Raw genomic sequence first — 11,386 nt, 5'->3', positions numbered from 1 at the left:
CCGCCCTGCCCGCGCCCCGGTTAAAGCCACAGCCAGCGCCCCGTTTTCAGAACATCAAAGCCGTCGACATCCACTGTGAAAAACGGTGCGGGTAGGGTAAAGGCCCGGGCCTCATACGCTTCGCTTTTTGAAATCGGCCCAAACCTTTACCCTGCCCACACCTTCCTGTGATGGTGACTGATACGTCCTATGTCAAACCTGTGCGGTCTGAGTCTCGGCCTTCTCCGACACGCCGGCCGACTCAAAACTGGCCATCTCGCGCAGCATGGCGCAGGCCGACTGCAACAGCGGCCAGGCCAGTGCCGCGCCCGAGCCTTCACCCAGGCGCAAGCCCAGATCCAGCAGCGCCTGCACGCCCAGGTACTGCAGCATGAACTCATGGCCACGCTCGCCCGAGCGGTGCGCAAACACACAAGCCTGCAGCACCAGCGGCTGCAAGGCGTGGGCGACCAGCACGGCGCTGGAGGCAATGAAGCCATCCACCACAATCACGCGGCGCTCTGTGGCGGCCTGCAGCACAGCACCCACCATGGTCGCAATCTCGAAACCGCCAAAGGCTGCCAGCGCATCCAGCGGCGTTGTTGCACCCGGGTGGCGTGCCAGCACTTCCCGCAGCACCTTGGTTTTACGCTGCACGGCGCTCGCGTCCAGCCCGGTGCCCGCGCCGGTGCAAACCTCAATCTCCAGGCCGGCCAGGCGCGACAGCAAGAGCGATGCCGCCGAGGTGTTGCCAATGCCCATTTCGCCCAGCAGCAGCGCGTTGCCGGGCAAGGCCTTGACCAGGGCCATGCCATTTTGAATCGCTTGCTGACACTGCAGCGCGGTCATGGCGGCCTGCGCGCTGGAGTCTGCCGTGCCTTGTTCGCCACCCGGCACCTTGCGCACCTGCAGACCCGGGCGCTGGCTGCCGGCGGGCAAACCGGCCAAGAAATCATGGTTAACACCGCAGTCCACCACCGTGAGTGCGATGTTATGCAGGCGTGAGAACACGCTGACGGCGGCGCCACCGGCCAGAAAGTTTTCCACCATCTGCCAGCTCACGTCACTCGGAAACGCCGACACACCGCGTGCGGCCAGGCCGTGATCCCCGGCGAACACCAGCAGCTGCGGATCCTGCAGGGCGGGAGCGTCCGTGCCCAAAATCTCCCCTAGCTGCAAGGCCAAGGACTCCAGCCGCCCGAGCGAACCCAGCGGTTTGGTCTTGTTGTCAATCTTGTGCTGCAGCGAGTGGGTCAAAGCCGGGCTGCGAATGTCGGTGAGGGTTGGAAGCGTGAATGTCATAAATTTCCTTGGTTAATAGATCAAATCGGTTCTGTCCGTTGGCAGGTCCATCAGGCCAACAAGCCCGGCAAAACGCCCGGCTGAAAATGCAGCTCGATAAAGTCGGCCAGGCGGTCAAACACCACGTCCAGCGTGGGCACCGGGCCATTCAACTGGGCGCCAAACAGCGCCTGCAGCGCGCCGGGGTCTTCAAACAAACCGTGCAGGTACAAGCCCAGCACATTGCCTGCGGCGTTCTGCCAGGCCAGACCACCCGGCAAGACGGCACGCGCCACCTCACCCGCTGTAGCCGGGGTGGACTGCGGCTGGGTGATGCCTTGGTGGATTTCGTAGCCCGACACGGTCACCCCGGCCAAGGCTTGCCAAGGTGCTGCGATGCCGTCGGCAAACGTGGCTTGCGTGTGGCGCACGGTCTTGTCCAGTTCAAACACCGTCACCAGCGGTAGCAGCCCGAGGCCCGGCGCGTTGCCGCCTCCTCCCTGCGGGTCAATCAGCGCCTGGCCCAGCATCTGCAGACCGCCGCAGATACCCAGCACGGCCCCGCCGCGGCCTGCGTGCGCAGCCACCGCCGCATCCAGCCCCTGCGCGCGCAACCAGGCCAGGTCGCTGCTGGTGGCTTTGGAGCCGGGCAGAATGACCCAGTCGCTGGCACTCAAGCCAACCAGTTCAGCCGGGCTGCGCACCCACATCAGGCGCAGTCCGGGAATATTTTTAAGCGGCTGAAACTCGTCCAGATTGCTGATGCGCGGGTAGGCGATGACGGCCACCGTCTGCTTGACGGCCCCGGATGCTGTGCTCCTGTCATCAAACACGCCGTCTTCCTCCGGCAGACCATGCTGCCACCACATCGGCAAAGTCGCCACGGTCGCAATATGGGTCAGGTCTTGCAGCATCTGGGGCGCCGGGGCCAGCAGCGCGGCATCACCGCGAAACTTGTTTAAAACAAAACCTTTGATCAAGGCGCGCTCGCCCTCGGGCAGCAGCGCCCAGGTGCCATAGAGATGGGCAAAGGCACCGCCCCGGTCAATGTCGGTCACCAGCAGGCAAGCCGCATTGCAGTGGCCCGCCACGCGCATATTGACAATGTCGCTGCCCGACAAATTGATCTCGGCGGGTGAGCCTGCGCCCTCGATCACCACCACGTCGTTCTCAGCGCGCAGTTCGTCCAGTGCGGCGGTGATGTGCGGCCACACATGGTTGCTGCGACTGCGCCAGGGCATGGCGGTGAGCGCGCTACTGACCTGCCCCATCAGCACCACCTGGCTGTGGGTGTCGGCCTCGGGCTTGAGCAAGAGCGGGTTCATGCGCACGTCGGGCACGGCGCGCGCGGCCAGCGCCTGAAAGTATTGGGCACTGCCGATTTCGCCCGTGCCCTTGTCGCTGGCGACCACCCGCGCGTTGTTGCTCATGTTCTGCGCCTTGAAGGGCGCCACCTTGAGGCCTTGGCGGGCGTAATGACGGCACAGCGCGGTCGTCAGCCAGCTTTTGCCGGCGCCGCTGGTGGTGCCCAGCACCATGATGCATTTGGCGGTCATGAAAGTAAGCGCATCGGAGGCAGCGCTAGCCGTCGATCTCTGCCCAGCAATTGGGCGTTTCATACAGGGTGACCTTGGTCAGCGACAGGTGTCTGCCGTAGCGGTCGTGGTAGACCTCCTTCAAAATATCGAAGGCAATCTTGGCCAGATTTTCGACCGTGGGCACGCGATCAATAACCACCGTTTTGTGGTTCGGCATGCTGTCCAGAAAATCACGCACCACGGTGTCGTGCGCGTAGACGATGAAGGCGTGGTCCCAGAGCTTGACCAGGTGCTGGTTGGCCAGCGCCTTGATGTCGCCAAAATCCATGATCATGCCGTTGTCGGATTCGCCCTCTTGTTGCACCACATCACCGGTCAGGGTGATGAGCAGGGTGTAACGGTGGCCATGCATGTTTCGGCACTGGCTCTTGTGGTCGGGAATGCGATGACCGGCATCGAATTCCATTTTTCGGGTGATGGTAAGCATGGTGTGGCGTGAGGCAAGCGTGTTCGGCGAAATTAAGGGATTTGAAGCAGTTTATGGGTCTGCAGGCTGAGCTTCCACTGCGGATGGGCTTTGCAGTAGTCAATGGCCATGCGCAGGTTCTCTTTTTGAAGTGGGCCGTCCATGGCTTGCACAAAATAATGGTCAAAGGCTAGCGAGGCATAGTCGTCCAGCACTTGGCCCGCCTGCGGGATGACCACTTTGATCTCATTGCCGGCGCGTACCACCAGCGTGGCGCCCATCTTGGGACTGACACACACCCAGTCCACTCCTTCGGGAACCGGCAAGGTGCCGTTGGTTTCAATGGCGACCTCGAAACCGACGCGGTGCATGGCGTCAATGAGCGCGACATCGAGTTGCAGCAGCGGCTCGCCGCCGGTGAACACCACATATTTGCTGGCCGGGTAAGACGCGGGCCACAATTGGTTGATGGCAGCAGCCAGGGTTTCAGCGTCCCTGAACTTGCCACCGCCTTCGCCATCGGTGCCGACAAAATCGGTGTCGCAAAACTGGCAGACGGCGCTGGCCCGGCTGTCCTCGCTGCCGCTCCACAAATTGCAGCCGGCAAAGCGGCAGAAAACAGCGGGGCGCCCGGCATGGTGGCCTTCGCCCTGCAAGGTGTAGAAAATTTCTTTGACGCTGTAGGTCATACTTGGCCTTTGTTTACCGTTGTTTGAAGCGCCGCGCTCAGCGCGTCTTGCGCTTGCGGGGACTGTACGCTCAGGCGCACCGGTGGCTCACCAAAGTAGCGGTCAATGAGCAAGGCCAGCAGCAAAGCAGCAGCCATCAGGTGCACGTTCACAGCGTCATGCCTTCAAGTCAGCCAGGGCCCGCTGCACCCAGCCAAAGCCGATGCGCTCCTGCTCCAGCCGAACACCGACGCGCAATTTGTTATCACGCAAATCGTTGAACAGCGCAGTCTCGTCAGGCGTCAGGCGCGGCAGATCACGCAGCAGGGGTTGCGGCTCCTGGCCCCATTGGGTTTGGTGTGCCATCAAGGTAGCGTGGTCCATCAACAAGGATTGCACATGGGAGAACTGAGCGCGTAGCTGGTCCAGAATGGCAAAGCCGTGGGTGTCGATATCGCCCCAATAATACAAGTCGCACTGGTGTAACCAGGCCACACCCGCAAACGCCTCAAAGCCGTAACCTGCGCCAAAAATGACCAGGCTGCCCGGCACGGCAGGAAAAGCCAAAAAGTTGATCTCGTTCTCAGTCATGAAGACGCGGCGCAACGGCAAATCAAGCTGTTCAAAAGCCGCCTGCGTGAGGCTGATGTCCTGCTCACACCCGTTGGGTAACAAGGCCACACGCGCGTCCAGCAGCCGAAAGCGGATGCGCAGCGGTTTGTCCTTGAAGCCGTAGCGGCGGCAAAACTGGTTGGCCCCGGTGGCGCTGGCGTCGATAGCATCCAGGGGCAAGGCCAGATCCAGCAGTTCCGAGAGCACGCCGCGGTTGGCCTCGATGAACTTGCTGTCCACCCCGGCCAAGTCCACCTGCCGCAGATAAATGCCGGGGTGCGGATGCGATTGCAGCCAGGAGACGACGTTCAACAGACGCTGCCAGGCGTCAGCCAAGGCCAGCGCATTCAGGGGCCGTTTTTCCAGCCACGGCAGCAAGACCGGGTGTTGTTCGCGCGTCAGTTGCACCAGACTGGCAAAACGCCTGGCGTCTTTTTGTTTGCCGATCAGGGCCAGCGCGTGATCCAGCGTATCAAGCCAGACCTCGTCCGGCACGGCGTTGACGCCCAGCACACGGTGGCGGAACTCACGCATGACGATGCGATAGCGCGGCGCACTGTGCGGGGGCGCGTTGCACCCCAAATCCTTCATCCACACCCGCACCTCGTCGAAACGTTCTGTCAATTCGGCCGAGGTCGGCCCGATGAGCCGCAAGCGCCGGGGCAGCATCACCGCGCCCTGCACACACGGGCGCAGCAAGTCACCCTTGTCCCACAGTTTTTGCACCTGCGCGCGCAGGTCGGCGGGGGTGGTCCAGGTCATGCGAACTTATCTCGCGAGTCCCAATTCAACATTGCACTCATCCGCCCCTGGAAGTTGTTCGGGGAAACCGAACAACTCAAAGCACTGTTTGGCATTAAGAAGGCTTGCAGGCGTTGATAAATCAAGATTGCCCAGTAATGGCTTTTAGCTTGCCGATGAACTGATGAACATCCTCGTGAATTTCATCTGCCGCCATGCACATAGCCACCCGTTCACGAAGTAGCAGCATCGGTGTTTCTGCATTTCTGAGCTGCTGGAAAAGGGAGTCATCGTTCTCAAACAGAATACGCTTGCCATCCACCACACTGAACACGTTGGCACTGACATTGCGCCAGGTTTTCCCAGGCGGCAAAGTCAGGTTCTCCCCAACAAAAAATTCATCAATGAATTTCCGAATCGGTTCCGAAAACAATTCATCTTCCGCGTATCCAAGTTGCTGGAACGCTGCCCGTTTCCAAGCATCAGGTACTAACAAATAATTTTCAATATTCTTGCGTTTCCACTCGGCAAGAGATGGATTATTGGGCTGCGGATGAAACGCGTCCTTTGCATCGTCAAAATCGAACAACATGAGTCTTGATACACCGGGAACAATTTGCTGAAGAGCGGCAAAGTGCTGGTCTGCTCTTTCTTTCATGTTTTTCTTGCCGCCACCGTCCATGGTCTTGAAATAGACACGATCCATCGCAGCTTGCGCACCACACTGCGTAGCCCAAGCCCGCAAAATTCGCTCGTCGCTTTCCCCTTCCACATAGAGGACGAACGGGTACGACATGGCTTTGGTAATCTCTTCGTTGGACACCTCAGACATGGCGCGCAGGATCTCTGGTGTGGACTGAATACGCTTTGGCTTTTGCGCCAACAAGGAAACGATCTGGCTCGCATCCACACCACGCACAAACTCCTCTGCATGCGTGGCAATAAGAAATTGCGTGCCTAACTCCATGGACTTTTGCTTGAAGTAGTCCAGAATTTCCCGTTGCAGATTGACGTGCAAATGGGCATCAGGCTCATCCAGCAAGATCGTAGTCGGCTTGTAGCCGTGAAGAAACCCCAGCAAGGTCAATGTCTGGTGAAACCCGCTGCCACCGGCAATGATGTCAAAGTATTTTTCACCTTGGCGGTATTGCACTTTGATCTGAGTATCCACGCCCTTGTGGTACTCAGGTAGCCACAAATCAACCCCGAACCAGCGCCTTACAACATCGGTGATTTCACTCCACTCCTTAGGTGGCTGCATGATTTTGTAGGTTGTACGCTGTAAGTCTTGTCCAGGAGCATCCTCTAAAGCGGGACAAACGCGATAAAGCAAATTGCGAAGCACGCTCCCAGGTTGCGCCTTTCCTACCTGCTTTCGCAGCGGCCCATCATCACGCCACTCCTCGGAAGGTTCCAGGCCAGAAAACGGGGGCACATAGGCAATGCGCGGTAGTCGTGATCCTTGGTCAAACTCTCGGAATGCAGCCCAACCATCGGATGGAATCGCGTAAATGGCCTGCGGCGAGTGATACCTAAGCGCCACGCCAAAAGACGAACTGTTACCGTCAGGTCCACTCCAATCTACGATGATTTCGATCAGGATGTACTCCTGCTTTTTACTACTGCTTTTGCTCGGTGAATGGCGTATGTCCCTGTTCTTCCAAAGTAGATTGAACTCGGGTACAGGCAGCGCAGTGAAGTTGGGAAGCACAACCTGAATGCCCTTTGCGCCACCGCGCGTTGAGCGATGAAACTCATCCACACAAAACTGCCAAATAGCCAACGCTTGGAGCACGGTGCTCTTGCCACTGTTGTTTCGTCCAACCAGCAAATCGAACTGAGTGAACTCGTAGACTTGCTCACCAACGCTCTTGAAGTTGCGCAGGGTCAGTTTGGTAATCATTCTTGTGCTCCGTTTTGACTGGCTATTGTCGCCAATGTCGATGCCACGTTCATGCCATTGCCAGACTTGTCATGTGCCTCCACCCGCCCCTTCTCCTCCCGATACGCCTCAATACTCAAATTGCGCAACCGCGAGTCGCGTCCTTCAAAGTTGTGGACGAAGCCGACGCTGGCAACAAAGGGTTCGATGATGTGGATTTTTTGCAGCGGGGTGACGATGAGTAATTGCAGGTTGAGCTTCTCGAACAGTTGCAGGCCGTATTGCGCGGACTCGTCCGAGCCACGGCCAAAGGCTTCGTCAATGACGACGAAGCGGAAGCTCTTGGAGCGCGTTTCGCCCCAGGCCAGGCCGAACTGGTAGGCCAGGCTGGCCGCCAGAATGGTGTAGGCCAGCTTCTCTTTTTGACCGCCGGACTTGCCGCCCGAATCCGAGTAATGCTCGTGCTCGCGATTGTCCTCGCGCCAGCGCTCGCTGGCGGCAAAGACGAACCAGTTGCGCACGTCGGTGACCTTAGCGGTCCAGCGCCGGTCTTGCTCGGTCTGGCCTTCGCGGCCGCGCAGGCGCTCGATGATGTGTTTCACCTGCAAGAACTTGGCTTCGGAATACTGGCTGTCTTGCCCTGCGCCCGCATCGCCACCCAGTGCACCATCCAGGCAGGTGCGCAGCTCGGTCTGAAAGTCGCGCACTTCCGCATCGGTGGCGGTCTGAAACTCCAGGGTGATGAAGCGTCCGGGGTTGTAGTCAATTTGCGTGAGCGACTGGTTGATGCGGGCAATGCGCTCCTTGATGGTCTCGCGCTCCTTGCTCAGTTGCGAGCTGAAATTGGCCACCTCGCGAATCGTGTTCTCGTTGAGCGAGCGTTTGAAGTCGGCCTCAAAACGCGGCAAATCGTCTGCCACCAAGCGCTGCAACAGGCTGCCGTATTCACCGGCCGAATCTACCGACACGTCCACCTCTTGGGTTTCCACGGGGAAGCGGTTGCTAAAAGATCGCATGGCATCAATCACCTTTTCCAGCACGCGCTTGGTGCGGCCATCCTCGGCATCAATGGTTTTTTGCAGGCCGTCGCGCATCTCGCGTTCACGGACGTCGCACGACTCCACGGTCAATACCTGCGTGCCCTGCATCTCTTGCTGCAAGGTTTCCAGACGCGGCACCTGCCCGGCAAAGCCTTCGGGCGCCTGCGCCATCAGGCTTTCAGCCTCGCGGCGCAAGGTTTGTGCATCGGTGATTTTTTGCTCGGTCTTGGAGCGTTTGTCGCGCTGCTCGATGAGTTGAACCTCCGTTCTCTTCAGCTCATCTTCCAGCGTTTTCAATTGCTGCGTCAGTGTGGCCAACACGTCAGAGGCGGCCTCCAGCGCGGCCCGCTCGTCGTTCAGCCGGGCGATTTCACGGGCGTTGGCGGGCCAGTCCAGGTCGCTGAAGTCCTGAAACTCCACCAGTTTGGCCAGACTTTCCAGCCGCTCGCGGATGGTGGCTTGCTCTTGTTGCAGGATGGCAATCTTTCCGCCCACGTCCCCCAGCCTGGCCTCCAGCACGCGCACCTTGCCTTCCAGCACCGCCAGCTTGGCGGCATTGCTCCAGCCCAGCACGTAGCGGCTGCGGTCGTCCAGGCGGTGGCGGTCGTCTTTTTCGTGGCGCTCGCCCCCGGCCTTGATTTGCCCGGCGCGGGTGATGGCTTTGGGCTCGGCACGAAACTGCTCTTGCGTGGTGCAGCAGGCATAGTCAAAGCGGCGCGCGACTTCGTTCTCCAGCCAGGCATAGAACGGGGAATCCGGTTTGACCGCGATCTTGCGCACCAATGACTGCGCGTGCAGTTGCGGCCGATCCATGCGGCCGCCCTCTCGCACCCGAAAGTACACCAGGCGCCCTTTGAGGTGGGTGTCATCCACCCACTGGGCGACCCGGGCGTAGTGCGCATCGGGCACCAGCAAGGAGAGCGCAAAGTTGTGCAGCACGCGCTCGGCCGCCCCCTCCCAGTCGCGTGCGTCGTCATGCACCTGCAGCAGCTCGCCGGCAAACGGCATGCTGTCCTCGCGCAGGCCCAAGGCCTGGCACAGCGCGGCGCGCATGGCGATTTGCTGGGCATCGATGTTGCTGCGCCTGGCGCGCAGGCTCTTGACCTCGTCCACCAAGTCCTTGTGTTCAGAGCGCCCTTGGGCCATCTCAACACCACGTTCGGTCAGTTCGTTTTGCAGTGCCACCTCGCGCTCGGTGTCTGCGGCGCGGCGCTCGGCACAGCCCTGTTGCTGGGTCTGCAGCTCTTCCCGATTGGCCACCTGCAACAGGCCCAGGCTGCGGCGCAACTGGTCGTAACGTTTGGCATTTTTCAGGCGCTTGTCCTGCTCGGTTTGTTGGCGTTTTATTTCCGCCTCAATCTGCGCGATGCGGTCGCCACCACTCTGGGCGATGGTCAGGCGCAATTCGCGCTCTTTAGATTGCTGCTCCAACTTCTGACCTTCTAAACGCTCGACCTTGGCTGACTCACTGGCCAGATTGATGCCTAGGTTTTCCAGTCGCTGGTCCAGCAGCTCCCGTTTGCGGCCCGCGAACCACGGTTTGAGCGCTTCACGGCACAGGCGCAACTCCGCGACGCTTTCCACCAGGGCAGCGTGTTTGTCGCAGTCCGCCACCAAGGGAGTTAGCAAGTCCACCTGCTCTTTGGCCTTGAGCACGGCGGCGTGGGCGCGGCTCAAGTCATCAAAATGCGCCAGCAAACCCGCAATGCGCGGTGCCACGTCAAACGGCTCCAGCATGTGGTGGCGCACAAAGTCGGTCAGGTTGCCCACCGATTTCATCGACACGGTTTGGTGGAACAGCTCCAGCGCCTGCTCGCCCATGTTGCCAAAGCGGCGGCGAAAGTACGCGCCATAGGTCGGGAAGCTGTCAAACAAGGCAACACCGCTTTTGCGCAAGCGCGCGCGCAGGGCCGGTACGGCGGTGCCAAAGTCAGAAAAGTCCGCGGTGAGCGACAGCGCCTTGTCCGCCACGGCATAAAAACGCTCGGGCTGGCCAAACGTGTCTTTCATCCAGAAGACCTGGGCCAATGTCACCGTCTGGTCAAACCCGGCGTTGTGGAACACGCCCAGAATCACCGCGTAGTCGCTGGCCGAGCGCAGCGCCACCGGCTTGGCGTTGCCACTGGTTTCATTGCGCTCGGACTTGTAATGCCCCAGCACATAGGAGCGCAGCGAGCGCTCCCGCGCATCGGCTCCCGCTGCCTTGTTGTAGGCGACGCGCTGAGGCGGCACCAGGAGCGTGGTGAGCGCGTCCACCAGCGTGGACTTGCCCGAGCCGATGTCGCCGGTCAGCAAGCCGTTGCGGCCATTAAGCTCCAGCGTCCACACCCGCTTGTCGAAGGTGCCCCAGTTGATGACTTCCAGACGCGCCAGACGAAAGCCCGTCAGGGTCTTGGCGGCACGTGGGTCTTGCTCCGACACGCTGACGGGCCCTTCGACAAGCTCAGGACGAACGGAAGCAAACAGGTCTGCTGTGGGCGTGCCGTCACTCATCATCAGACTCCGTGGGATTTGGCGTGGCAAGTTGCGCCAGATAAGCAACCAGGCGTTGGTCAAAATCGGCAAGCCATTGGGCATCGACAAAGGCCTTGAGAATGCGGCGCACTTCAAACACCGGCTCTTGGGCGGAGCGCGCCGATGCGCTGTCCGCCTGGGGCTTGAGGCGGCGCACAAAACCCAGTTCAATGACCTTGTTCAGTTGGGTCTCAATCTGGTCGATCAGGCGCGACTCATTGGAGCCTGCGGGCAGGAAAACGCGTACCAGTTCCACCACCGCGCCGCGGGTCAAGATCAAGCGCGTGTCGCCACCACTGGCATCAAATTCGGCCAGCTTTTTGCGCAGGAGCGCCAGCAGCAGACTGACCTGAAAACTCAAAGGCTGGCGGCGCACCAGGCGCGGCAGCTTGGGCGCGCTGTCGTCGCTTGGCGGCTGGGAGCGCAAAAAGGCATATCCCTCGGCCTCGTCTACCACCAGTTCCAGCGCCAGCACGGCCACGTAGTCACGCACACGGGCCTGCAATTGCAACAAGGCCGCCCACTGGGCGGCATCGTCCTCGCGGTACAGCACACCCTTCAACAAGGGGACGACCAGACTGGTCAGGTCATGTTGCGGTGCAGAAACACTGGCTGTAATGGCATCAGGGCCGGGCTCCTGCGGATTCACATCAAGGCCTTGCATG

9 protein-coding genes are annotated in these 11,386 nt (G+C 60.2%); all 9 read right to left on the bottom strand.

Features of this window, described 5'->3' with window-relative positions:
• Positions 1-192 precede the first annotated feature (192 nt).
• Positions 193-1,281, bottom strand: a complete 1,089-nt coding sequence (gene cobT, locus WA157_RS09505; protein ID WP_422620705.1) for a nicotinate-nucleotide--dimethylbenzimidazole phosphoribosyltransferase — start codon at positions 1,279-1,281, stop codon at positions 193-195.
• A 50-nt stretch (positions 1,282-1,331) separates the two neighbouring features.
• Entirely contained in the window at positions 1,332-2,816 is a 1,485-nt protein-coding gene (locus WA157_RS09500) for a cobyric acid synthase (protein WP_422620710.1), read from the bottom strand.
• A gap of 25 nt (positions 2,817-2,841) precedes the next feature.
• On the bottom strand, positions 2,842-3,285 hold the full coding sequence (gene queD, locus WA157_RS09495; protein ID WP_422620704.1) for a 6-carboxytetrahydropterin synthase QueD: 444 nt from the start codon (positions 3,283-3,285) through the stop codon (positions 2,842-2,844).
• Between the two features lie 32 nt (positions 3,286-3,317).
• Positions 3,318-3,953 (bottom strand): 7-carboxy-7-deazaguanine synthase, encoded by a 636-nt coding sequence (queE, locus tag WA157_RS09490; RefSeq protein WP_422620703.1) that lies wholly within the window; start codon positions 3,951-3,953, stop codon positions 3,318-3,320.
• Positions 3,950-4,105, bottom strand: a complete 156-nt coding sequence (locus WA157_RS09485; RefSeq protein ID WP_422620702.1) for a hypothetical protein — start codon at positions 4,103-4,105, stop codon at positions 3,950-3,952. The genes queE and WA157_RS09485 overlap by 4 nt, the downstream gene beginning before the upstream one ends.
• A gap of 4 nt (positions 4,106-4,109) precedes the next feature.
• A complete protein-coding gene (locus tag WA157_RS09480) occupies positions 4,110-5,306 on the bottom strand; it encodes a Wadjet anti-phage system protein JetD domain-containing protein (protein ID WP_422620701.1) in 1,197 nt (398 codons plus the stop codon).
• 121 nt (positions 5,307-5,427) lie between these two features.
• Entirely contained in the window at positions 5,428-7,188 is a 1,761-nt protein-coding gene (locus WA157_RS09475; protein ID WP_422620700.1) for an ATP-dependent nuclease, read from the bottom strand.
• Entirely contained in the window at positions 7,185-10,700 is a 3,516-nt protein-coding gene (locus tag WA157_RS09470) for an ATP-binding protein (protein ID WP_422620699.1), read from the bottom strand. The genes WA157_RS09475 and WA157_RS09470 overlap by 4 nt, the downstream gene beginning before the upstream one ends.
• Positions 10,693-11,385: a DUF4194 domain-containing protein gene (locus tag WA157_RS09465; protein ID WP_422620698.1), complete on the bottom strand. Its 693-nt coding sequence runs from the start codon at positions 11,383-11,385 to the stop codon at positions 10,693-10,695. The genes WA157_RS09470 and WA157_RS09465 overlap by 8 nt, the downstream gene beginning before the upstream one ends.
• Between the last annotated feature and the right edge of the window lies 1 nt (position 11,386).

The sequence above is a fragment of the Rhodoferax ferrireducens genome (assembly GCF_049302455.1).
GTDB lineage: Bacteria > Pseudomonadota > Gammaproteobacteria > Burkholderiales > Burkholderiaceae_C > Rhodoferax > Rhodoferax ferrireducens_B.
Note: the sequence above shows the minus strand (reverse complement) of the source record. Positions and strands in the feature narration are given on the sequence as shown.

What these genes read in the sequence shown, in the direction of transcription:
- WA157_RS09475 (WP_422620700.1), bottom strand. Translation starts at nt 7,188, where the DNA reads ATGATTACCAAACTGACCCTGCGCAACTTCAAGAGCGTTGGTGAGCAA.
- cobT (WP_422620705.1), bottom strand. Translation starts at nt 1,281, where the DNA reads ATGACATTCACGCTTCCAACCCTCACCGACATTCGCAGCCCGGCTTTG.
- queD (WP_422620704.1), bottom strand. Translation starts at nt 3,285, where the DNA reads ATGCTTACCATCACCCGAAAAATGGAATTCGATGCCGGTCATCGCATT.
- WA157_RS09465 (WP_422620698.1), bottom strand. Translation starts at nt 11,385, where the DNA reads ATGCAAGGCCTTGATGTGAATCCGCAGGAGCCCGGCCCTGATGCCATT.
- WA157_RS09500 (WP_422620710.1), bottom strand. Translation starts at nt 2,816, where the DNA reads ATGACCGCCAAATGCATCATGGTGCTGGGCACCACCAGCGGCGCCGGC.
- queE (WP_422620703.1), bottom strand. Translation starts at nt 3,953, where the DNA reads ATGACCTACAGCGTCAAAGAAATTTTCTACACCTTGCAGGGCGAAGGC.
- WA157_RS09470 (WP_422620699.1), bottom strand. Translation starts at nt 10,700, where the DNA reads ATGAGTGACGGCACGCCCACAGCAGACCTGTTTGCTTCCGTTCGTCCT.
- WA157_RS09480 (WP_422620701.1), bottom strand. Translation starts at nt 5,306, where the DNA reads ATGACCTGGACCACCCCCGCCGACCTGCGCGCGCAGGTGCAAAAACTG.